Here is a 23,466-nt window from a genome sequence, read left to right as displayed (position 1 = left end):
GGATATATTCATCACAGGTTTTAATCACCGAGTAAAATGCTTTGAGCGTATTACGATACCGTTCATTCAACTCTTCATTCACACCCATCGTTTGCAGCAAGGGTTTATCATACTCGTCTACAAGAATAACAACCTGCTTGCCGGTTTGCTGATATGCCCGTTTGATAATTCCAGCAAACCGATGGGAGAGTTCTTCTTCATTTTTATTTGTTCCGTAGATTTCCTCAAATTGGCTTAAAAGCATATTGAGCTGACGTGCGAGGGATTGTTCTTTATCATATAACCCGGTATTAAAATCCAGATAGAGAACAGGATATGCCTGCCACGTGGTTCGATTTTCCCGTGCAGCCTGTTCTTTCTCCGCTTGCTCAATATAAAGTCCTTTAAACAACTCCTGCTGTCCTAAAAAATATGCAGCAAGTGTTGAGAGAAACAAACTTTTGCCGAACCGTCTCGGACGGCTAAGGAAATAGACGCGACCGCCGGTTACTAATTGTGCAAGATACCATGTTTTGTCTACATAGAGATAGCGGTCGTTCCGTAAGACCTTAAAACTTTGTACGCCAAGCGACAGTTTTCGCGGAGTATTCATATAACAAGTATACCAGAGTTCCTTCAATTTGACAATTTCCATAGTAACTGCCGCTATGAAGCACTCACAGCAATTACCATAGCAGGGTTGACGTATTTACTCACGTAAAAATCTAACCGAAAGGCTGATTGTATAGAAGCTGAATATCAATTATAATGCGGTGAGAGGTTTGGGCAATCTAAAACCGCATGGTTTTTGTGTTTCCCTGTGAGGATTACGGCAGCATGTTGAAATTTTTAATCGGATTACCGGTGCTCGGTATTGTTGTATTTATTCATGAGTTAGGTCATTTTATCGCTGCAAAGCTCTGCGGTGTCGAGGTTGAAAGTTTTTCCATCGGCTGGGGGCCGGTGCTGTTCCGCAAAAAGATCGGTGCAACAGAATACCGGCTTTCCGGCATTCCCATCGGTGGGTATTGCGGCATGAAAGGCGAACAGGCTTTTAAAGAAGCATATCAGCAAAAACTTGCAGCTGTACCGCAAGAAGAGGGCGGGCTGTTCAGCGTACATCCATTTAAGCGGATTTTGATTGCCTTTGCAGGGCCGTTTGCAAATCTGCTGCTTGCCGCCGCTGCTCTTGCCGTGGTAAGCGCCCTGGGGCACACGTATTATACCACCGATAACCGCATTGTGCCGGTCTATTGTTTTGAGCAAACCGATACTTCACCGGCACGGGATGCCGGACTGCAAGCCGGCGACCGCATTCTGCAGATCAGCGGTGAACACACTCCAACCTTTAGCGATATTCAGCGAATCGTGTCGCTGCATCCTGATGAAGAGCTTACCCTGCTGGTTGAACGCAACAGTGAGCAGCTCAGCATACCTATCCGCCCGCTGCTGAATAAGAAAACCGGTGCGGGACAGATTGGTATTTACCGGTATGTTCCGCTTGAGATTGCAGCTGTGCGGAAGGATTCGGCGGCTGACATTGGCGGAATACAAACCGGCGACCGTATTACCGGCATTGACGGCACGCCGCTTGATAATCAGATGGCGCTCATGTATTTTCTCCGGGATTATACGCAGAAGACCGCTCTGGTGCAGCTGATCCGCAATGGGGAAGCGATCGAGCTGCCGGTACACATTATCCGCACGGAAAACGGCGGTGTTGACCTTGGACTCAGCTGGAACTATCTCACCGTTACCGAAGAAGGTACCGGCGTTGTACGCAGTTTGCAAAAAGGGTTGAGCGGAACCGGCGAGCTGTTAGGCGTTACACTAAAAAGCCTCAGCCTGTTGTTTAAGGGCTTGAGTATGGCTGATGCGGTTGCAGGCCCTGTACGGATCAGTTCGATGATCGGCAGTTTTGCTACGGACGGTTTTAGCGAAAATGTAAAAGCTGGGGTTGTCAATATTGCCGAGATTGTTGCCGTGATCTGTGTATCACTTTTTTTAATGAACCTCTTACCCATACCGGTACTGGACGGAGGGCTGATTTTTACCGCTTGTATCGAATGTATTCTACGCAGGCAAATTCCGCCCCGTGTTTTGTATTATACGCAATTTATCGGTATCGCCTTTATTGCAACGCTTTTTGTCTTTGCACTCTGGGCGGATATTCTCTACATTATAAAATGAAATGGATATCCCTAAAAACGAAGGTTTTAGAGGTTCCCAAATGAACAAAAGGAGTTACCATGCAAACAATTACCTGTAAGTGCGGCTGTTCTTTTGATATTGATCATGAACACACCATTGATCTTGATGCACAGCCGGAGCTGAAAGATAAGATAATAAACGGCAGCTTTTTATCATACCTTTGTCCTGCTTGTAATGCAAAGGTCAATGTTGAACTTGAAACAGAGTGCATCTGGAAATCAAAGAATACTGTCCTGTTGTTTGTACCGGAAAAAAAGCGGATGGAATGCCTTGCATTCTGCGCTGGGGCGGTACGTATTGATGCCGAAACCGATAAAAAAATAAAAACGGAAGTTGTCAAAAAAGGACAAACACCCGTGATCGGCTATCCCGAATTTGCGGATAGAATCACGGTACTGGATGCGGGACTGGACCCGGAAATTATCGAAGCTGTAAAATTCTTCATTCTTGACGACGGAGAGGATATTAAAGGAAAACACGTGCAAGTGTTATTTGAGCAGCTGATGGGGCCTATCTTCCTCAAATTTCATATACACGGGCTTAAGGAAAATGAAATAGCGGTGATGCACGTACCGCGTAGTTTATATGAAGCAGTAGCTGATGATCGGGCAGAGGGAATACGCAAAGAGGTATTCGATGCATTATATCTTGGCCCCTATCTTTCGTATAAGAATATTCATATCGAAGGGGCAGATCATGCCTAACAAGCTGCTCAAGACGCTGCCGATACTGCTCTTGTTCTGGTTAGCTGCTGCTGTGTCGGCTCAAACCTCAGGAAGGGTACCCGGCAGCCGCATTCCGCACCCAGCAGGCACCGGTAGCGGTGTTCCTGCTGCAGAGCATACGGCTGATGCTGAAAATCTTCCGCAGTATACAGAACCCGCAACACAGACGGAAGCAGATTCAGATGGACAGCCAAGCCTTGAAAACACCGATACTCCTGAGGCTTCCGCCCCGAATACCGGCTCTGAACATGAGGATTCTGATCCAGCATCAAGCGCAGAATCCCTTCCCGATTCTGATTCTGACTATGATTCCGCAGGCGCTGATACGGCAACTGGGGCAAAAAAGAAAATCGCTGTTCAGAATGCGGCAAAGCAGACTGCGCAGCGCTCAAAGATAAGCCGGCGTTTTGACGGCGGTGTTACTGCGATTGCGGATTCCGCTGCTTCCCGGTCGTTTTTTGCAGCAGGGGAGGACGGCTTTATCACTCGGTATCTGTACGGAACCATGAGTCCCGAAACATGGCAGGTTTCAACGCTGCCGGTTAAACAGATGGCGGTACATCCTAAGAAAACAATGCTTGCGCTCTATGAAACCGATGGATTTAGTGTGCATAAAATATCGCTGTGGGATTGGCAGGAAAAAAAACAGATATACTCCAGACGGTTTACCAGTTCCGTGGTATCGCTTTCGTGGTCGGCTCAAGGTACCTATCTGTTCATCGGTACTGCATCTATAGAAGGCATCACCATCCTTGATATCAAGGGAAATGTCAAAAAGATTTACCCCCGTCCGCCGGGAATTGTACGTCTTGCAGCAACAGGTCCAAGCGAAAAAAGTATTGTAACCTACGGAGAAACAGGACGGCTCGTATATGCCGATATTGCAAAGCGTTCAATTCTTGCGCAATACGACACGGAAGACCGGCTCGAAAATCCTGAACTCATTAGAAACTATACCCTCATCAGCGGCTATAAAAACGGAAATGTCATAACGGTAAAAGCCGCATCAGGCGAAGTTGTAGAAAGCTATCCTGCCCGGTCTGCACTCTTTGCCGGGAAGATTACCGACAGCTTACCCGTCTGGATAGAAAAAGGAGAAGCCGGGCAAACATGGCATCTTTGTCAAGGAACAAAAAAATCCCCGGCTTTTACCCTGCCCTACCCCGCAGCTATCACCGCAGCGCGGCACGTTGATGCAGCAATCGTTATCGGTACCAATGACGGCAGACTCTACCGCTTGACACAGGCAGCTGATGCTGCAATCGGTTTGCGGGAATTGAACCCCGGTAACGCCAGTACTTTGTGCGATATCGACGTGAAAGACTCCTCAGTATATCTATTCAGCGGTACAACACTCTATCGCAGCAGCTCTCCATCGGAACCTCCGGAACCGGTGATTCAAAATATTACCGCGGAACGCTGTACAGTCTACGGGAACGGCTTTTTGTTCTGGTCTAATACAAAGGCAGCCCCCCTTTATTATGCAGAAGAGGGGCAAAGCCCGGCAGCAATCTATCGCCCGCGGGAGCCGCTCAATTCAGTTTCTGTGTACGAGGACACTGTTGCCGCGGTTCAGCGCTTCAGCGGACTTGTTCTGTTGGATGGCAAAACCGGAAAGCAGCTGTTTACCTATCAAGCAGCCGGTTTACAGGATGCGGTGCAGGTTGATGGCACTTCAGTACTGCTAACCAAAAGTACCGGAGGCATTATCCGTCAACCGGTTTTATTGATCAATGTGAAAACAGGTGAAACAAGTCCGCTCAATATAGAAGGAGACCTGGCGTTTTTGCTGCGGGCAAACGAAAAAATGCCCCAGAACTTTGCATGCTTCCGGTTAAAGACAGAGGATTCTGAGCAAACAGACTTGGTGCTGATTAAACTGAACAGCGCACAACCTGCCAGCAGCACTTTTACGACAGCACTGTCGTATGATGATGAAGATTTACATGCTTCACTGTATGATGACGGACAAGCTGTACTGACAAACCTTGGAAAAAATCACCTTGTGTATTATGATAAAAGCCGCCGCTCTATTAAGCAGCTGCCGCGGGATTATGCTCTTCCGCGTAAGGCGGTAATGACCGATTTGTATATCATCAGTTTAAACTATGACGGCTCCCTTTCGTGGTTCAGCCGCCGGAACTTGCAACCGGTGCAGCATCTCGCTCCGGAATTGCCGTAGCCGAGTGCAAGGCAGCGTGATACCGCATAATTGAATACCCTGTGGTTGCATAGTCCGTGACTTACGTGATTGAATGGCGGAAAATGGAGGAAAAATGACAAAGACCGGAACTATTATCAGTATGCCGATTACAAAACGGAACGGTGCACAGATCGCTACCGTTGAATATGACAGTCCCGAAGCAGACCTCTGCTCAATTAAATCTACCGATACAAGAAACGGCTGTGCCGGATGCGGATGCGGCGGCTGCCATGCGTGCGGCGGAACGCAAAGTGAAGGTTTATTAGTTGTGCAGGGGAATATTGTTGCTGCTCTGAATGTGTCGGGAAAAGATATCCGCAAAGGGAAAAAGGTAGAAGTGTTTATTTCCGATAAGGCAGCCCGTCTGCAAGGACTCTTTGCCGTAGGTATTCCGCTTTTGCTTTCTGCACTCTTTTTTACCCTTATTTTCATACAGACACGCAGTGAAGCCCTTGCCTTTGCCGGAATTGCGGGGGGGCTTGCAGCCGGTGCCGGCATCGCCTTCGCAATCAGCCGCAGAGCAAAAGAGCGGGCATTACCTCAAATTGTAAACGTCTATGAATGAATATCAGAATGGAACAGTAGATAATTCTGTTATAGAAGTACGGTTGAACAATACACGGCTGCCGGTACGGAAAAAAATCGGATTCGGCATAGCCGATGTAGGTGGTAATGTGTTTTTCACCGTAATGGGGTTTTGGGCGCTCACCTATTTAACCGATACCGTGTATCTTACTCCTGCACTTGCAGGTATTGCCATCATGGCAGCAAAGATATGGGATGCAGTAACCGATCCCATGGTTGGCTATCTTTCCGATAGAACCCGTACCCGTTGGGGGCGCCGCCGTCCCTATCTCCTTTTTGGCGCCCTACCCTTTGGGCTGTCAGTCTATCTCTTTTTTACAAAACCTCCCTTTACCGGTCAGGCAGCACTGTTCTTGTGGGCACTGCTTATGCTCTGTGTGGTAAATACGGCAATGACGCTGGTAAATATTCCGTACTCAGCCCTAACACCGGAACTAACCACTGACTATAATGAGCAAACGTCCTTAAATGCGTACCGTTTTCTCTTTGCCGGTATCGGCACTATGATAGGCGGAGTCATTGTTATGCCGATTGTTGCAGCATTTTCTTCCAAAGCCGCAGGGTTTTCGGCAGCCGGCGCTGTGATTGGGTTGGTAATTGTCATTTCCACAGTGATTACCTTTTTTTCAGTACGGGAAACCGTACCGCCGGTAAAAAATATTTCCATACAGCAGCAATCATTCTTTGCAGTGTACAGCGCCGTGTTTAAAAACCGTGCGTATCTTCTCCTGCTTGCAGTTTTTACCCTGCACATTACTGCCATTAACTTTCTGCAAGGCATGATTGTCTACTACCTTAAATACATTTATCACGCCGAATCCTTTGCAACAACTGTTATGGCAGTATTATTGATCGCCGCTATGGGCTCAATCCCCCTTGCGGCAAAATGCTCAAACACGTTTGGAAAAAATATGTCCTACCGCATAGGCTTAGGGGTTATCGGCAGCACCGCTATGGTCATCTTTTTTATCGGACATAGCATCGGTATTGCGGCACTCGCCGTACTCTTCGGCGCTGCAGGTGTGGGGGTCGGCTTTGCCTTTGCTACGCCGTGGGCAATGCTGCCGGATGCCATCGCTCAGCAGCAAGCTACCGTACATAATGAAGGCTGCTATTACGGCGTATGGACATTTGCAAGTAAGCTAGGGCAGGCTGTTTCAACCGGACTAGCCGGTCTTATTCTGTCAGCAGCAGGATACCATGCCGATACCGTACAGCTGCCGAAAACTATCTTTGCTATTAGGTGTATTGCCGGACCGATTGCAGCAGCAGTATGTTTCAGCGGCTTGATTTTACTGAGGATATTGGACTCATTCACCGTAGAGGTACAACGCACATAAAAAAGTAACAAAATAGTAAAAAAAGATTTTGAAAATTTTTAGTTCTTATAGTATAATAAGTATTTGTATAGTAACAGCAGCAGCTATAGGTGTGCCATGCTGTTATGTAAGCACTTATTTTGAGGAGGAAGATATCTTATGAAAGTTATTTCAAAAATATCTTACAAAAGTGTGTTGGCTGTATTAGCATGCAGCCTTTTGGTTCTCGCAAGCTGCGGTGGAAAAAGCAACGCAGTACTCAACAAAGACAAGCCGCTCGTATTCTTTAACCGGCAGCCGTCCGATCCTACCAGCGGAAAGATTGACATGGCGAGCATGAACTGGAACGACAAAACCTACTACGTCGGTTTTGATGCAACCGGCGGCGGCGCTGTACAGGGAGCATTAATCACTGATTACCTTGCACAGGCTGATATGTCCATCGACCGTAACGGCGACGGTGTTGTAGGCTATGTACTCTGCATCGGTGACGTAGGACACAACGATTCCAAAGCAAGAACAGAAGGCATCCGCCGCGCACTCGGCACATGGGCAGGTTCCACCGACCCGGGCGTTGTGCAGGAAGGATCAATCACCATTGCTGGAACAACACTCAAAGTGGTAGAACTCGAAGGTAAGGCAATGACCGGTACCGACGGTTCAACATGGAACGCCAACGCAGCAACCGAAGCAATGGGCGGCTGGGCAACCAAATTTGCAGACCAGATCGACATGGTTGTTTCCAACAACGACGGTATGGCAATGGGCTGTTTACAGGCATCCAACTATCCTGCTGGTGTACCGATCTTCGGTTACGATGCAAACGCAGATGCTATTGAAGCAATCGGTAAAGGCGTTTTAACCGGAACCGTTTCCCAGAACGTAGACGCACAAGCAACTGCAACCTTGCAGGTTTTGCGGAACTTGCTTGACGGCTTAACAGGGGAAGATGTATATACCAAAGGTATCTCCGTTGCTGACAAACATGGTAACAAAATCTCCGCTCCCGTTCAGTACTGGAAGGACGTAAAAGCTGTTATGGCAGAAAACTCAGGCGTTACCATGGCTAACTGGCAGAACTATGCAAGCGGCAAACGTGACACCGGTATTAAGCAAACACAGGCAGACAAAAAGAAGGTTCTCTTGACAATTTACAACTCAGCAGATAACTTCCTTTCTTCTTCCTATGTACCTGCATTAAAATACTATGCACCGCTTCTCAACATCGAATTGACCATTGTACAGGGTGACGGACAAAACGAATCCAGCTGCTTAGACCGCTTTACCAACTTAAACAACTTTGACGCTTTTGCTGTCAACATGGTAAAAACCAACTCAGGTGCCGACTATACCGGTAAGCTGAAGTACTAATATTCGACCTGTTCGATACCTGTGTTATCGAACAGGTCGACGAGTTCTAAATCGCAGAAATAGCGCGATTTAGAACATCGCATGTGAAAGTACCCTGTTCAGAAACGGAAGCTCCCGAACAGGTTTATTGCCAATTCTGCGACAAAATACTGCTGATTGGAATATGGGCGTTCCGATACTCATTTCCCGCTTTTACAAAGCAGCAAATGAGTACCGTCGGGCTATCCTGTCCGTTCTGACGGGATGTCAGGGGCATAAAACAAAATAGAGTTTGTTTTTACAAGCTCGCAGATAAAAAATGTACAAGAATGTGCATTTTTTAGCGTTGATTCTGAAAACGACAAAATTAAAATAGTAGAGAAACCGGAAAACACTCTTTACAAAAAAGGATACACTAAAAAAGGAATATACTATGGAAGACACCGTACTTGAAATTAAGAATCTTTCAAAGTCTTTCGCTAAAAACAAGGTATTGGAAAATATCAGTCTAACGGTAAAAAGGGGCGCTGTTGTCGGTCTTATGGGGGAAAACGGTGCCGGAAAATCGACCATGATGAAATGTCTTTTCGGTATTTATACGAAAGACGAGGGGCGGTTCTTCCTTGACAATAAATTGATTGACTTTAAGTCTCCCAAGGATGCGCTGGAAAACGGCGTAGCAATGGTTCACCAAGAACTGAACCAATGTCTTGACCGGACTGTTATGGATAACTTGTTTCTGGGCAGATACCCTACCCGATTCGGCGCGGTAAACGAGACAAAGATGCAGAAAGATACCGATTCCCTGTTTGCTTCACTTGGTATGAGTGTAAATGCCCGTACCATTATGCGGACAATGTCTGTTTCGCAGCGGCAGATGGTGGAAATTGCGAAAGCTGTTTCTTATAACGCAAAGGTTATTGTTTTAGACGAACCGACCTCATCCCTTACAGAGCCGGAGGTAATCAAACTCTTTTCTATTGTCCGCTCGTTAAGCAAGAAGGGTGTATCGTTTGTGTATATCTCTCACAAAATGGATGAAATATTCCAGATATGCAGTGAGGTTGTCGTACTTCGCGACGGTAGACTGACCCTTGCCAAGAACATTCATGACACCGATATGAATGAATTGATTTCTGCAATGGTTGGGCGTTCGCTGGAGAAGCGCTTCCCGGATGTTGATAATACAGTGGGGGAAGACTATTTTGAAATACGAGACCTTTCCACCCGGTATGAACCGCAGCTGAAAGAAATCTCTTTTACGGTAAAAAAAGGAGAAATATTCGGCTTATACGGACTGGTAGGTGCGGGACGGAGCGAACTATTGGAAAGTATTTTTGGGCTCCGTACAATCGCATCAGGAGAGATGATTCTTGATGGAAAAAAACTGCATTTTTCTAACGCGAAAGATGCAATGGATTATAATTTTGCACTGGTAACTGAAGAACGGAAGTTTAATGGAATGTTCGGCAAAGCAACCATCAAGTTTAATACCGTTATTGCGAATCTTGAGGCGTATAAAGCATGCGGTGTGCTGTCTAATAGAAAAATGCAGGAAGCTGCTGACCGCGAGATTAAAACAATGCGGACAAAGTGTGTTTCTGCAGATGAATTGATCAGTGCATTGAGCGGCGGAAACCAGCAAAAGGTTATTATCGGCAAATGGCTTGAGCGGCAGCCCGATATTCTGCTGTTGGATGAGCCTACCCGCGGTATTGATGTCGGTGCCAAGTATGAAATTTATCAGCTGATTATCAATATGGCAAAGGCAGGAAAGACTATCATTGTTGTTTCCAGCGAAATGCCCGAAATTTTAGGTATTACAAACCGTATTGCCGTTATGTCGAACTACCGCCTTGCCGGTATTGTGGACACTGCAACCACCGACCAGGAAGCGCTGCTGCGCCTTTCTGCTCGATATCTATAATAATAAAGTGGGGAGGATGATATGAAGGATGCACCCGAACAAAACACCGTACAGTATACCTTTACTGCAGAACAAATTTCGCAGGCGGATACTGCAAAACTTTTAGCGAAAGATGCCGTTCTTTCTGAATATACAAAGCGGCTGGACGAATTACGGGCTGAAGGCGTTAATAAGATTTCCGCATTGATGCAGGAAATTGCTGCTATCCGTAAGAATAAATTGATGAGCGCTGACCAAAAGAACACGCATATTGCAGCGCTTCAAAAGCAGATTGCAGATGCAAAAGGTATTGCAGCTCAACATAAGGACGAAGACAAAGAGCTTACCCGTAAGGCTGTGCAGCGCGTCAATGCACTTGCCGCTGCTTTTGAGCAGGAAGTGAAGAAAAGCGAAGACGCAAAAGCTGAACGCCATAAGCAGGAATACGACGAAAAGATCAAAACGATTACCGAAGCTGCAGAAAAAAAGAAGCAAGATATTGCAGCTGCCTTTGCCGGTAAAACTTCTGACGAAGACCGGCAAGAACTGCAAGAAGAACTGACCGCTGCCGGTAATGCACTGAAGTCAGCCCTTTTTGATGCAAAAAATCACTATGAAACAGCACTGGGAAAGTGCAAAACGGCAAAGCACCAAGTGTATGTAGACAGAGTACAAAAAAATATCCACCTCAGAAATAGTAAAACCAGTTTTTCTGAAAATTTTGTACTGGGCTTAAAAGATTATGCGTACAAATTTACTCCAGCGCAGTTCTTTTTGGCAAACGGTTTGTACATTGCGATAGCAATCTTCTTTGTGGTGTGTATCATTGTAGCCCCCCTGTCGGGAAGCGGTAATTTGCTAACGCTTTCCAATATTTTGACTATTTTGGAACAGTCTTCTGTCCGTATGTTCTATGCGCTGGGTGTTGCAGGGCTTATTCTACTCGCTGGTACGGATTTAAGCGTTGGGCGTATGGTTGCAATGGGTGCTGTCGTTACCGGTTTAATCCTCCATCCGGGACAAAATATTGTAACATTCTTCGGCATGGGACCATGGGACTTTACCGCGATTGCGATGCCGATACGGGTCCTGCTTTCGGTGAGTATTTCCGTTATCCTCTGTGTTGTTTTCAGTGCCTTTGCCGGTTTCTTTTCCGCATGGCTGAAAATTCACCCCTTCATTTCTACCCTCGCAACCCAGCTGATCATTTACGGTCTTTTATTCTTCGGCACCAGCGGTACTCCGGTAGGCTCCATCGATGCTGATATAAAAGACTTCTTCGGCGGCAGATGGGAGCTTGGTGTCGTAAACGGTGAATTGGTCACCTTCCCCAAACTCATTATCCCGGCAATAATAGCCATTATCATTGCATGGTTTATCTGGAATAAAACCGTACTCGGCAAAAATATGTACGCGGTTGGCGGCAACGCAGAAGCGGCAAGCGTGAGCGGTATCAGCGTATTCAAGGTGACCATGAGCGTATTTATTATGGCAGGTATTTTCTACGGTCTTGGAGCCTTCTTTGAAGCATTTAAGGCGAATGCAAGCGCCGGTACCGGTCAGGGCTATGAGCTGGACGCTATCGCTGCCTGTGTTGTCGGCGGTATTTCGTTCAACGGCGGTATTGGTAAACTAGAAGGAGCTGTGCTCGGCGTTATTATCTTTACCGGATTAACCTACTGCCTAACCTTCCTCGGTATTGATACGAACTTACAGTTTGTATTTAAAGGCTTTATCATCATCGCAGCTGTTGCACTCGACAGCGTAAAATATTTAAAGAAGAAGTAGGGAGCCTCTAAAAACCATACCTGAGTTTTTAGAAGGTGTCCAAGTAAAATCTGCTGAGATCGACCTGTTCGGAAAGGTGCCTTTCTGAACAGGTTGAATGATCCCTCTACGGAGGGTACTGTTGAGCAGTACTCCTCCGTAGTGCCCCTTTGTCGATATACATCCGCTGCGGCGGGGGCGAAGGTTTTGAGCGGCTATCCGGCTGCTTTACCTTCATTCTCCATTCAGCATCAGCTGCGATATGACCGTATGCCGTAAAACACGATAGATGCTCAGAGACTTAGTGAAATGCCCCCCAACAACTGCCTGATTCAATCCCTACTCGAAGCGGCACTTCCAGGGTGACGACGCTTTCCATTTCCTTCCTTAATAGCACCTTTACGGCTTCTACCTCGTGAGCAGGTGCTTCAAGGATCAGCTCATCGTGTACTTGCAGCAAAAGACGCGCGGACAGCTTCTGCGCTTTTAAGGCACGGTCTACGCTGAGCATAGCAGCTTTCACAATGTCGGCAGCAGAGCCCTGGATAGGCGTGTTGATAGCTATCCGCTCTGCCGCAGCACGCTGGGTTTGATTTCTACTGGTAATAGCCCGGATAAAGCGCCGCCTCCCCATGAGGGTTTCCGCAAAGCCTTTTTCCGCTGCAGACTCCTTGAGGTGCTCCATAAAACCGGTAACACCTGAATACATCGTAAAATAGCGGGTAATAAACTCCGCCGCCTCGGTACGGGATATCCGCAGTTGATTAGCAAGCCGGAAAGCACTCATGCCGTAAATAACCCCGAAGTTAATCACTTTTGCAATGCGGCGCATGTCCGGCATCACATTTTCAATCGGTACATTAAAGATAAGCGATGCTGTTGCTGCGTGAACATCAATCCCCTGCCGAAATGCGTTAACTAAATTTTCATCATGAGAAAAATGAGCCAAGATAACCAGCTCAATCTGGGCATAGTCAGCAGAAACAAGCTGACACCCTTCCGCAGCGTAAAATGCGCCGCGGATTTTTCTCCCCTCCTCTCCCCTAATCGGAATATTCTGCAAATTAGGATCGCGGCTTGAAAGTCTGCCTGTCGCAGTACCAGTCTGAATAAAGCTCGTATGAATACGTCCGTTTCCATCGGCAAGCAGCGGCAAGGCATCTGCATATCCGGTTTTCAGTTTGGCAGAGGCGCGGTAATCGACAATCTTTGCAGGCAGTTCGTCCAAAGCAGCGAGTTCTTCCAAAACAGAAATATCCGTAGAATAGCCGGTTTTTGTCTTTTTTCCCGGAGGTAATTTCCGTTCGGTAAACAGTACCTCCTGCAACTGCTTGGGTGAGGCGATATTAAACGGATGCCCTACCAGTTTATAGATTGCGGCTTCTTCCATTGTAAGTTTTTCCGCCAATTCTTGAGAGAAAGCGTACAGTTCTTCCTTTTTAAGAAAGATACCCCTCATTTCCATCTCTGCAAGAAGCGGCATGAGCGGCATCTCCAGCGTTTCAAACAATGCCGTAAGCTGAGCCTCTTCAAGCGAGGGCTTATAAATATGATACAGCTGCAATGTAAAATCTGCATCTTCTGCAGCGTAGCTGGTTGCAAGGGGCATCGGTACTTCCGCAAATGTCTTGCCCTTCGGCACCACATCCATATACTCCAGCCCTTGCAGCCCCAGCTGTGTTTCGGCAAGGCTCTCCAGTCCAAACCCCATACGGTCAGGTTCAAGCAGCCATGCAGCGATCATAGTATCAAAGAGCCGGCAGCGGGCTTCGGTAAACACTCCGGCTGTCCGCAGCACTTGATAATCGAACTTGCCATTGTGCAGTATGAGGGTGAGCTGTTCATTATGCCAAAGCCGTGCAAGCAGCTCTTTTGCAGCGGTACTGTCCATCACTGCGCACGGCTGTTCGCCCAGCTCAGGTGCCGGAGCCTTGAGCGGCACGTAAACACCGGAGCCTGCTGTAAGACTGAGCGAAAAACCAACCAAAGCATCCTGCAGAGGATTAAGCCCCGTTGTCTCGCAGTCAAAAGCAGCAAAACCTTGGGTTTCCGCTGCAGCAATCAGTGCAGCCAGCTCGTTTGAATCCGTTACCGTGCGGTATTCTCCGGTGTTTTTCCGCAGTACGGGCGCTTCGGAACTATCCGGCGCAGCTGATCCAGCGCTACCCGCGGTACCAGCACTACCGACGACTCCTCCAGCAGCACTATGAGCGGCAGCGGAACTGCCGGCAGCCCCCCCAATACCGGCGGCTCCTGCCAAAGCCCCTACCCCATCCTTGCTATGCACAGCATCGGCAGTTTTGAGATACAAGTCACCGAGATGCGGCAGCTCATAGTCTTTCAGCAATGCTGCTGTTTCCGTATAGTGCAAAGCGGCACAATTATACGCACTGAGCGGCTCTGCAATCGGGACATCAGTTACCAGTGTTATCAGTTTCTTTGAAAAATAAGCTGACTCCTTTCCGGCAATCAGTTTTTTCTGCACAGCGCCGGTAAGAGAATCGATATGCTCATACACGGAATCCAGTGTGCCGTAATCATGCAGAAGTTTTACCGCTGTTTTCGGTCCAACCCCCGGCACACCGGGAATATTATCCGAACTATCCCCAATGAGCGAAAGGTAGTCAAGCATCTGCGCAGGTTCAACCCCCCAATGCTCCTTTACCTCGTCAATACCGCAGTGAGCTAATACCTCACTTTTATCGGGTTTGAGTACGCTCACAAAATCGCTTACCAGCTGCATCAAGTCTTTATCAGCCGAAATAATCACACAGCGGCGCCGTTCCTGTTCAGCACGGCGGGCAAGGGTTGCAATAATATCATCCGCTTCAAATCCGTCTTGGCGGAAACAGGCGATACCGAGTATTTGTAAAATTTTTTCGATATGAGGAATCTGTGCGTGTAAATCTTCCGGGGTCTTATCCCGGGTAGCTTTATATTCAGGATAGAGGCTGTGCCGAAATGTCGGTGTGCGGGAATCAAATGCAGCAAGAAAATACTGCGGGCGGAAGGTCTTTAAAATCATCGCCAAACTTCTAAAAAAACCGTACAGCGCAGAAACATTTTCTCCTGCTTTATTTGTCAGCGGATGCCCGGCAAACGCAAAATAAGAGCGGTAAATAAGTCCATAACTATCCAGCAAGTAAAGGGTATTTTGTTCATCAAATGTCATACTGCGCAGTGTATCATAAAAACACTCATGGCGCAAATATATCAGTTTTAGACAGACGCGCCGGCTTGTGGTATACTTATTCTATGAAGTTCCCTTTGACAGCGCAGCATACTACAAAACAGATATTCTTGCCTCAGCACCGGAAAATCGGCAGCTGCATGACCTATCGTTCCGATATTGTGTGGATTGACATTACCGCAGCAGCTGAAACGGTTCTGGCATTGATAAAAAAGTATTCAAATTTTTGTTATTTTCCCGTATGTGCCGGAAAAATCGACACGGTGATCGGTATACTCAATGTCCGGGATTATCTTTTAAGTAGACTCGAACAGCCCTCTCCTCCTCTTCAAAAGATAGTAACAAAGCCTCTTTTTATTCCTGAATCTCAAACCATTGGCCACACGCTCGAATTACTGAAAGATCAAAAAGTGAATACAGCCTGCATTATTGATGAATACGGCGGCATTGAAGGCTTTGTTACAAAAAACGGCTTACTGTCCGTGCTGCTGAATGAAAGCAGCTCTAATGGCGGTCAGCGCAAGCAAGAACTTTTAAAGCAAGCCGACGGCGGTGTTATCGTAAGCGCACAGATGAGCCTTGATGAGGTACAAGCGCTCCATCTTTTGGAAGAAATCGAACGGACACCGCATGAAGACTACTACACTCTTGCAGGGTATTTATTGACACGCATGGATGCCATACCCCGTCCGGGAGACAGCATTACCATCGGGTCCTCCACGTGTACGGTATTGAGTATGACCGGACAGCGTATTGATCAAGTTGTCATCCGTGCGGAGGGGCTATCTGAATAAATGGTTGCACTACTGTAACTTTTTCCGGTTTTAGATTATTCTTATTCATATTATTGATATGTCGGCATCTTGTTGAGCATTGTTATCTTGTCTAAAGCAAAACAGAAAACATACATAGACTCAAACTGCCGAGGAGGTCTTATGAAAAGAACATATCGTATCATTAGCAAGGCTGCTTTACCGGCTTTGCTGCTTTTGTTTGCCGGCTTACCGTTTTCAGTCTTTGCAAAAGACAAAGATAAGTCCAAAACACCCAAGATCAGCTATGAAGTTGATATTGACTATCCGCTTTTTGACTCTGAACCCATGCTGAATGCACAGTTGGCACAGATTGTGCAGCAGGAACTACAGACCTTTAACAAAGAGTTTTTTGCAGCTGAAACCCCCGCCTATTCCCAAGTATTTGAGTTCGACATAGAAAACGGCTCTCTATATGAAGATACAGTGTATATCAGCTTTCTATTAAAGATATACCGGTTTACGGGCGGCGCTCACGGAGAAACTACACTGATTCCCATAACCTACAGCAAACAGACGAAGAAGTTGCTTTCGCTGGAAGAACTTGTGAAGCCTACCCGGAAGGATTGGCTTTCCGTGCTGTCGGCAGAGGCGCAGAAACAGCTGAGTACACAGGTTAAAAAACGGGAACTTACTTCAACTGATGACTGGATCACCCAAGGCACGGAACCTAAACAAGAGAATTTTGCCGTGTTTAAGCTGGAAAAGAATCAAGTCCGCTTTGTCTTTAATCAATATCAAGTTGCACCGTACTCTTCCGGTATGCCGGAAATTGTTGTGCCGCTGACACTTTTTAAGTAAAGCGTTTCCATTCTCATAATGTTTTTCGGTCAGCATTCGGCAGTGCTTTTCCTCTGCATCCTTGGTATGCGGTTTATCTTTATTCAACCATAGAGACGCAGATTTTGTGCATTTGCAGTGCCAGCTGCCGGATACGCTTGTATGTTTTTTCTGCCGCAGCAATGGATTGAGTAATTCCTTCTGTCTGATCTGTTTCTTTTTCATTATTATTAAAAAAAAGAACCGAAATAAACTCTTTCGCAAAGCTTTGAGAGATATACTCATCTATGCAGTCAAGCTCTTTCATCAGTGCAGCGCGGCACCGGTCTTGCTCCTGCGTTCTTGTCAGGTTGTTGTATGCTGTAGTGTCCGGTGTGTTATCTGAGGAGCCATTATTTGACAGCATATCGCCGGGAATTTTTTCTCCGGTGCCGGTATCTCCTTCATCGGTAGCTGCGGTATTGCTCACGGTGCTGCCGTAGGATTCGATTAAACGGCGGGATAAGATTTCCGCCTGTTCTGCTTGTGCAGCAAGTACAGCTGCTTCTTCTGTGAGTGCTGCGAGTGAACCGGTAATCCGCTGCTTCCGTGCTGCTTCTCCGGCTATAAAATCCGCAGAATATGCAGTACTGATGATTGTCTGTATGCGGTGAGCAATAACCTCACGAGGAGTACTACTGCGTGTAATCTGAGCAAACTCCTCTGCAGAATAGGCAGGCATTCCAGATATGCTGAGCCCCCGCGGCATAAGATTGTAGGTTTTTACTTCGGGATATTTTGTCAGCGCATTTTCAAACCACCAAGCATACAGCAGCATCCGCCGGTCGGTTAGTACCATTCCGCCGGTGTAATCCGCATGGAGGGTAGGATGAGCTGCTATCAAACTTTTCATATTTGCCTCTTCCGCAGGACTGACTCGCGATGAGCGGGTATGCACGGCTTCCTCAAAAGTACTGCCGGTAAAGTGTGTTTGCTTGTTCGGATATGCTAAGTCAAGCCCTGCCATGATGATAGGACTTGCCCCAATGAAGCGGGCAAAATCCCAGGCAGTTGTTGCTACGGAACCTCCGGCAGCAAGGATGCAATCCTCTCCAGTGTCCCTGACATTTTCCTGTCCGCAGTTCCGAGCCAGCTCCAGATTGCGTGCAAAGGGCACGGATGAGTCGGCAAGGAAGAGTGCACGGCTCGGCTGCCGGAGAATGGCAGGGAAAACCGATGCTTCACTGATCAAAACCGACTGTCCGGTATCTAAACCCGCAGTATGCAGATAGTTCCAATACTGAGGATCAAAACTCAAGATAAAATCAGGTTGGATTCCCATCCTCAAACATGCCCGCAGAGCCGTATCAACCGCAATAATCAAAAAACGCTGTCCGCTGTTTTTGATGAGTTCCAGATGTGCAGTGAGGCTTGGACCGCCTGCAAGAACCACGGCAGGGGTATCGGCAAAAACATTTTGAAAGCAGCGTATCTTTGCAGCCTTGCTCAATACATCAATATTTTTTACTGTATTTTTGAGCCACAGCATTCCAAAAAGCTCTAATGTTGCGGCATTTGTACTCATTTTTAAGCAGTCCTGCTCGGTCAGTCTGGAAAATGACGCATACCAGTCTTTCTGTATGCCGGCGGAAGCAGTATGCTGAAACAATATCCGCTTATTCCATGTTATTGCAACAAGAAATCCCATCACTTTTTCCGGCGGAACAGCGATCAGAAGGCTTAAATGAGGATGCTGAAATACTGCAGAGAGGGATCGGCTGGCTAAAAAACATAGAAATGCCGAGGCATCCGGTTCGATAATGACTGTGTGGGAATCTGGATAACGATGTATGTACTGCTCCTGAAGGTACCCTAAGCCCAATCCTGCAAATATGCAGCAGCTGTGTACTTCCCGTGTTTGAAAGAAGCCGGTTTGCAGAATACGGCGGGCTTCTTCCCAAGGATTATATTGAGAATGAAGATAGGTGCCGTCTATGAACAAGGTGGGCAGATTTTTGTCCGCCCGTGTTTGGAGCAGCCGGTATTCAGCCGGCAGCGCATGAAGGCATTGCAGCGCTTCCTCATCGGTGTGAAGTTTGAGCGAGGCTGCCTGTTCGGGAAAACGGGCGGCAAAGTCCCGGCAATTCTGCAAAAAAACAGCTGTATCGGGTATGAAGGTTTGAGCTTTATTCGAGGGTGAGTTCAATGAGCATTCCTTTCACAATCGGGGTACCGGGAGCGGGACTTTGCCCGGTTACATAGCCGTCACCGGTGAGTTTTACGGTAATATCGGTTCTGGTTAACAGGTTGAGCAGAAGCCGCTTAGGAGTACCGCTCAAATCCGGCATGACGGAGCCGAGGCTTACCGGTGTTTGCCGGTGCTGCGGAATAATACCGGTATGCGTTACATTCGGTGCATTGGTGCGCCCCATACCGCGGTAGTCGATAATGGCGTTTGCCGCTTCTGAAATAGCCGGCGCTGCAACTAAAGAGCCGTATGTTTGTCCTACGGGGCGGATCACTGCCATATATAAGATAATTTGCGGGTCATCGACGGGAAAAATACCGATGCAGCTGCTTAAATAATCGGTGGCGCTGTACCCCCGCCCGTCTGATTCTGCCATCTGAGCAGTTCCGGTTTTAACAGCGATAGGTACCCCTTTTATAGATGCCCGCGATCCGGTACCGTCATCTGCAGCAGTCTGCATGTAGCTTAAAACTGTTTTTGCTGTTTGTGCAGAAACAACTTGCGTCAACGGCTTCGGTTTATGCCGGTATACTGTTTTCCCGGATGAATCACGTATTTCGGAAATCAAACTCAACTTTAAGGTTTTCCCTTGATTGGTAAAGGCTGTTGCTGCCTGCATAATCTGAAGGGTGGTAACCCCGATCTCTTGACCGATAGCAATAGTATGTTTGGTACGGGCAGACCATGCCGACACCGGAGCAAACAATCCGGCAGCCTCTCCGGGGAGTTCGATACCGGTCTTTTTTCCGAATCCGAAGAGCCGAATCCTGTCTGCGAAAGCCGACGCTTCAGTTTTATCCGCAATTTGCGCCATACCGTCATTACAAGAGAATTTGATAATATCACGCGGTGTTACCTGTCCATGTACCCGCAAACACCGGATAACATTGGAACCCTTTTCAGTCATCTGCTTAGCTCTGAATATAAATTGAGCGTCACAGGTATAGATGTCAGAACTTTTTGTAGTACCGAGATCCAAAAACGCAGCCATTGAAAAAATCTTAAAGACCGATCCCGGCTCATATATAAAGTATGCAGGGCGGTCAAAGCGTTCAGCTTCGGTACTTGAGGAAAAATGAGCCAGATTAGCAGAAGGTTCATTGATATATGCAAGAATTTCCCCCGTTTTTGCGTCGACAGCTAAAAAAATCACCGCCTCCGCTTGGGATGTCTTCTTTGTTTGTTCCGCTATTTTTTGCAGCATATACTGAATCGACGCATCGAGGGTAAGTGCAACCGTATAACCGTCTCCTTCAGCTCCGGCAGTCCCTTCAGGCGGAGAAAGAATATTCTGTAACGAGTATTCTACCCCGGCAAGCCCTTTCCCGTCATCGCCGAGATACCCAATCACTGTTGAAGCAAGTTCGTTTTCAGGATAAATTCTATGCGCCGTTGCTTCAAGCCGCAGTCCTTTTAAATTATATTCCCGGATTGCATCCTTCACCATATCTTTTTCATTTTCGCTCAATTTCTTTTTCAGATATAAAAAATGAGACTTTGAGTTTTGAATTTTATCGAGGAGCGCTGTTTCCGACACATCGATAATAGGAGAAAGGATGTTAACAAAGCGGTTAATGTCGCCGATGAGGGTGATATTGACTGAAAGATTATACAACGTGGTTGCAGCAGCCAATATTTTTCCGTTACGATCTACGATGGCACCCCGTTCTTTTATTTTTATAACAGTGCGAGGTTCCGATTCCGGCGCAAGCATAACACGTGCATATTTTACAGCGATAACAGCTGTGAAAAGAATGAGAAAACCGATAAAAAAGATAATCCGTTTTTTAGGAATAAATGTATTTAATTCCATAATAGTGCACCGCAGATACTATCAGCGGCAACAAATCCGTAATCCCGTGAATCGCGGGATTGGACGGCGTTATCACCAAGCGCTAAAATAAAGCCGGGAGGGATTTTTCGATCGGGTTGCGGGAGAAAACCTCCGAGATTTCTCAGTTGAACACGATTCAGCGGTACCGTTCTTCCGTTCAGCTGGAGGACAGCGTAATCTTCCGGTTGTCCGTATTCTAATGTTCCGCGCGAGTTGAGTATAAAATTCAAATCTGCTCCTTCTGTCCCCACACAGCGTTTTATAACATATCTGCCGTCTATTGCATACAGTACAATATCCCCTTCTTGAGGCATACGCCAGCGGTATAGGTAGCGGTTTGCCCAAGGGGAAGGAATTCCGTACGCCAGTTTCCAAATTACAACAAGCTGACCGTTAGAGAGGGCTGGCTCCATTGAATAGCCCGAAATCCGCCGTATGTCCAGAATATAATTTTTAAAAAAGAAAAGAATACCGATTACAATAAGCAAACGGATCGGGGCTGTTTTTCTGTTCACTGCACCACTATACCAAAAACCGAAGTTTTTTTCCAGCAGGGGAAAGCCCCGGAAGAATGCATTAGCTGATTTTCAAAGGTTTACAGCCTTTTACACTTGCAGCAACACGAACACTATAAGAAAACCTCTAAAAAACTGAGGCATCCGAAACTATACTCGCCCATAATATTCTTTTAGAAAACCGCAGTAATACTCCGAAAAGCGGTCTTGTGTAATTGCTTCCCGTATTTCGCCCACCATACGGTGCAGAAATGCTAAGTTATGATACGTGGCGAGCATGGAATAGAGTATTTCTTTGGAGCGGAATAGGTGACGCAGATATGCACGGCTATAATTACGGCATACCTTGCATGAACAAGTGGGGTCGATCGGTCCAAAATCAAACTCATATTCCCGTTTTTTAATTGAAAGCGGTCCGGTACGGGTAAATAAATTTCCATTCCGTGCATTTCGGGACGGCAGTACGCAGTCAAATAAATCGACACCGTTTTTTACCGCTTCAAGAATATAGTCCGGTGTTCCGATGCCCATGACATACAGAGGCTTGTTCTTAGGAATGTGCGCGGCGGTAAAGGCTAAAAAGGCTTTGTAGACATCCTCCGGCTCTCCAACGGAAAGCCCTCCGATGGCAATACCGTGAGGATCAAGCTCCATAATGGATTCGATACTTCTGATGCGGAGGTCTTCAAAAAAACCTCCTTGCACAATGGGGAAAAGGCTGCCTTGGTAGCTGCCATCGGTTTTATCCCATTCCTGCATTGCCCGCTGAGCCCATGCCGTGGTTAGTATAAGAGCTTTTTCCGTTTCCCGCTTTGAAATGCCGTAGGGCGAACAAATATCCAGCTGCATTTGAATATCGCTATTAAAACCAGCCTGTACCTGCACCGCAATTTCCGGGCTTAAAAACTGTTTACTTCCGTCGATATGGCTCTGAAATGTTACTCCGTCTTCTGTAATTTTCCGCAGCTGGGAGAGCGAAAACACCTGGAACCCTCCGGAATCCGTTAAAAAGTTCTTATTCCATCCCGAAAAACCATGCAAGCCTCCCGCCTGTTTGATAACTTCAAGCCCGGGACGCAAAAAAAGGTGGTAAGTATTTGCTAAAATAATTTCAAAGCCTATTTCATGCAGATCATCTTTTGTCATGCCTTTTACGGTTGCTGCTGTTCCTACCGGCATAAAAGCAGGCGTTTGTACCGTTCCGTGAGGAAGGCTGACAACACCGGTGCGGGCAGCCGATCCTGCATCCTGATGCAAAAGCGTATAGATATTTTTCCGTTCTTTCATAGCAGCATATCTTACTCTTTTTTTCTCATACTGTATATTCATACACCGCGAGTTTTTGCGTTTACCGCAAAAATACAGAGGGACTGTCCAAAAATTTCAGTTTTTTAGGCAGTTTCCTTAGATTTAGATGCGATGTTTAAAATTAAGACATTACTGTATAAAGACTTAATTTTAAACTCGTAGGGATGTCGAAAAAGCAACCACGTTTTGAGACATCCCCACCGTTACGAACATCGCTCAAAAATGAACCCGTATCAGCATTCCTTAACCTATTATCGGAAAAATATCCCCTAGCTTACTTTGAATTTGGAGACCTCATTCGCTAAATTTTCAATACTCTGTTTATTCTTTTGCGTAATCTCGTTGACTTCCTGTACGGCATTGTTGATCTGTACGGCTCCCGAAGCCATCTCGTTCATACTGTCGGCGATTACATGGGTAAGGTCATCCAGTTTGCGCATTTCTTCGGCTACTCCTTCGCCGCCACGCAGCATTTCTCCCGAACCGGCTTGTACCTCATTTGTTACCGCATTAATTGTTTTAATTGCACCGAGGACTTCACGGCTACCGTTCTCTTGTTCCCTCATCGCTTCCATCAGCCGGCTACTCATATCTTTTACTTGCCCTGATAGACTAAATATTGCATTAAACTTTTCTCCTGCCGTTTTAGAAGAAGCAGAGAGGGTTTCAATTTCTCCCGATAAAGTTTTAAGCGTTGCCGTAATAGTTTTACCCTGTACGCTCGATTCTTCTGCTAACTTTCTGATTTCATCAGC

At 46.7% G+C, this 23,466-nt stretch carries 16 protein-coding genes and 1 pseudogene; 10 read left to right on the top strand and 7 right to left on the bottom strand.

Annotated elements, in window-relative coordinates:
- On the bottom strand, window positions 1-592 hold a 592-nt coding region (locus tag ACTTJ8_RS08115), incomplete at its 3' end, for an AAA family ATPase (RefSeq protein ID WP_442720854.1).
- Between the two features lie 224 nt (window positions 593-816).
- Between ACTTJ8_RS08115 and rseP the strand changes: the two genes are divergently transcribed.
- From rseP to ACTTJ8_RS08075, 8 genes are all read left to right on the top strand, one after another.
- Window positions 817-2,169: an RIP metalloprotease RseP gene (gene rseP, locus ACTTJ8_RS08110; RefSeq protein ID WP_442715177.1), complete on the top strand. Its 1,353-nt coding sequence runs from the start codon at window positions 817-819 to the stop codon at window positions 2,167-2,169.
- 59 nt (window positions 2,170-2,228) lie between these two features.
- Window positions 2,229-2,894 carry a CpXC domain-containing protein gene (locus ACTTJ8_RS08105; protein ID WP_442715178.1) on the top strand — a complete coding sequence of 222 codons (666 nt, stop codon included), beginning with the start codon at window positions 2,229-2,231 and terminating at the stop codon, window positions 2,892-2,894.
- Window positions 2,887-5,097 (top strand): WD40 repeat domain-containing protein, encoded by a 2,211-nt coding sequence (locus ACTTJ8_RS08100; protein WP_442720853.1) that lies wholly within the window; start codon window positions 2,887-2,889, stop codon window positions 5,095-5,097. Before ACTTJ8_RS08105 ends, ACTTJ8_RS08100 begins: the two co-directional genes overlap by 8 nt.
- 94 nt (window positions 5,098-5,191) lie before the next feature.
- Window positions 5,192-5,683 (top strand): SoxR reducing system RseC family protein, encoded by a 492-nt coding sequence (locus tag ACTTJ8_RS08095; protein WP_442715180.1) that lies wholly within the window; start codon window positions 5,192-5,194, stop codon window positions 5,681-5,683.
- A complete protein-coding gene (locus ACTTJ8_RS08090; RefSeq protein ID WP_442720852.1) occupies window positions 5,676-7,043 on the top strand; it encodes an MFS transporter in 1,368 nt (455 codons plus the stop codon). Before ACTTJ8_RS08095 ends, ACTTJ8_RS08090 begins: the two co-directional genes overlap by 8 nt.
- 138 nt (window positions 7,044-7,181) lie before the next feature.
- Window positions 7,182-8,393: a substrate-binding domain-containing protein gene (locus tag ACTTJ8_RS08085; RefSeq protein WP_442715182.1), complete on the top strand. Its 1,212-nt coding sequence runs from the start codon at window positions 7,182-7,184 to the stop codon at window positions 8,391-8,393.
- Window positions 8,394-8,805: 412 nt separating this feature from the next.
- Window positions 8,806-10,299, top strand: coding sequence for a sugar ABC transporter ATP-binding protein (locus ACTTJ8_RS08080; protein WP_442718497.1), 1,494 nt, complete (start codon window positions 8,806-8,808; stop codon window positions 10,297-10,299).
- Between the two features lie 21 nt (window positions 10,300-10,320).
- Window positions 10,321-12,066 (top strand): galactose/methyl galactoside ABC transporter permease MglC, encoded by a 1,746-nt coding sequence (locus tag ACTTJ8_RS08075; protein ID WP_442715184.1) that lies wholly within the window; start codon window positions 10,321-10,323, stop codon window positions 12,064-12,066.
- Window positions 12,067-12,346: 280 nt separating this feature from the next.
- Here ACTTJ8_RS08075 and polA read toward each other — a convergent pair whose 3' ends face one another.
- Complete coding sequence (gene polA / locus ACTTJ8_RS08070) at window positions 12,347-15,217, bottom strand: DNA polymerase I (RefSeq protein WP_442720851.1); 2,871 nt, start codon at window positions 15,215-15,217, stop codon at window positions 12,347-12,349.
- An 83-nt stretch (window positions 15,218-15,300) separates the two neighbouring features.
- Between polA and ACTTJ8_RS08065 the strand changes: the two genes are divergently transcribed.
- Both ACTTJ8_RS08065 and ACTTJ8_RS08060 read left to right on the top strand, forming a co-directional pair.
- The gene (locus ACTTJ8_RS08065; protein ID WP_442718500.1) at window positions 15,301-16,029 is read left to right on the top strand and encodes a transporter associated domain-containing protein; all 729 of its coding nucleotides are present in this window, start codon (window positions 15,301-15,303) and stop codon (window positions 16,027-16,029) included.
- A gap of 141 nt (window positions 16,030-16,170) precedes the next feature.
- Window positions 16,171-16,848, top strand: coding sequence for a DUF3298 and DUF4163 domain-containing protein (locus ACTTJ8_RS08060; RefSeq protein WP_442715187.1), 678 nt, complete (start codon window positions 16,171-16,173; stop codon window positions 16,846-16,848).
- A gap of 79 nt (window positions 16,849-16,927) precedes the next feature.
- Here ACTTJ8_RS08060 and ACTTJ8_RS08055 read toward each other — a convergent pair whose 3' ends face one another.
- The 5 genes and pseudogenes from ACTTJ8_RS08055 to ACTTJ8_RS08035 form a co-directional block, all read right to left on the bottom strand.
- On the bottom strand, window positions 16,928-18,958 hold the full coding sequence (locus tag ACTTJ8_RS08055) for a motility associated factor glycosyltransferase family protein (protein ID WP_442720850.1): 2,031 nt from the start codon (window positions 18,956-18,958) through the stop codon (window positions 16,928-16,930).
- A gap of 34 nt (window positions 18,959-18,992) precedes the next feature.
- Window positions 18,993-20,867, bottom strand: a complete 1,875-nt coding sequence (locus tag ACTTJ8_RS08050) for a penicillin-binding protein (protein ID WP_442715189.1) — start codon at window positions 20,865-20,867, stop codon at window positions 18,993-18,995.
- The gene (lepB, locus tag ACTTJ8_RS08045; protein ID WP_442715190.1) at window positions 20,858-21,403 is read right to left on the bottom strand and encodes a signal peptidase I; all 546 of its coding nucleotides are present in this window, start codon (window positions 21,401-21,403) and stop codon (window positions 20,858-20,860) included. Before lepB ends, ACTTJ8_RS08050 begins: the two co-directional genes overlap by 10 nt.
- A 150-nt stretch (window positions 21,404-21,553) precedes the next feature.
- Window positions 21,554-22,690 (bottom strand): tRNA guanosine(34) transglycosylase Tgt, encoded by a 1,137-nt coding sequence (gene tgt, locus ACTTJ8_RS08040; protein WP_442720849.1) that lies wholly within the window; start codon window positions 22,688-22,690, stop codon window positions 21,554-21,556.
- 290 nt (window positions 22,691-22,980) lie between these two features.
- Window positions 22,981-23,466, bottom strand: a pseudogene (locus tag ACTTJ8_RS08035) (methyl-accepting chemotaxis protein); the annotation flags it as partial.

The sequence above is a fragment of the Treponema sp. genome (assembly GCF_052169735.1).
GTDB lineage: Bacteria > Spirochaetota > Spirochaetia > Treponematales > Treponemataceae > Treponema.
The sequence above is the reverse complement of the archived record's forward strand: the minus strand, read 5'-3'. Positions and strand labels throughout refer to the sequence as shown.

Coding starts and splice junctions, on each gene's coding strand:
- rseP (WP_442715177.1), top strand. CDS start 817: ATGTTGAAATTTTTAATCGGATTACCGGTGCTCGGTATTGTTGTATTT.
- ACTTJ8_RS08105 (WP_442715178.1), top strand. CDS start 2,229: ATGCAAACAATTACCTGTAAGTGCGGCTGTTCTTTTGATATTGATCAT.
- ACTTJ8_RS08100 (WP_442720853.1), top strand. CDS start 2,887: ATGCCTAACAAGCTGCTCAAGACGCTGCCGATACTGCTCTTGTTCTGG.
- ACTTJ8_RS08095 (WP_442715180.1), top strand. CDS start 5,192: ATGACAAAGACCGGAACTATTATCAGTATGCCGATTACAAAACGGAAC.
- ACTTJ8_RS08090 (WP_442720852.1), top strand. CDS start 5,676: ATGAATGAATATCAGAATGGAACAGTAGATAATTCTGTTATAGAAGTA.
- ACTTJ8_RS08085 (WP_442715182.1), top strand. CDS start 7,182: ATGAAAGTTATTTCAAAAATATCTTACAAAAGTGTGTTGGCTGTATTA.
- ACTTJ8_RS08080 (WP_442718497.1), top strand. CDS start 8,806: ATGGAAGACACCGTACTTGAAATTAAGAATCTTTCAAAGTCTTTCGCT.
- ACTTJ8_RS08075 (WP_442715184.1), top strand. CDS start 10,321: ATGAAGGATGCACCCGAACAAAACACCGTACAGTATACCTTTACTGCA.
- polA (WP_442720851.1), bottom strand. CDS start 15,217: ATGACATTTGATGAACAAAATACCCTTTACTTGCTGGATAGTTATGGA.
- ACTTJ8_RS08065 (WP_442718500.1), top strand. CDS start 15,301: ATGAAGTTCCCTTTGACAGCGCAGCATACTACAAAACAGATATTCTTG.
- ACTTJ8_RS08060 (WP_442715187.1), top strand. CDS start 16,171: ATGAAAAGAACATATCGTATCATTAGCAAGGCTGCTTTACCGGCTTTG.
- ACTTJ8_RS08050 (WP_442715189.1), bottom strand. CDS start 20,867: ATGGAATTAAATACATTTATTCCTAAAAAACGGATTATCTTTTTTATC.
- tgt (WP_442720849.1), bottom strand. CDS start 22,690: ATGAAAGAACGGAAAAATATCTATACGCTTTTGCATCAGGATGCAGGA.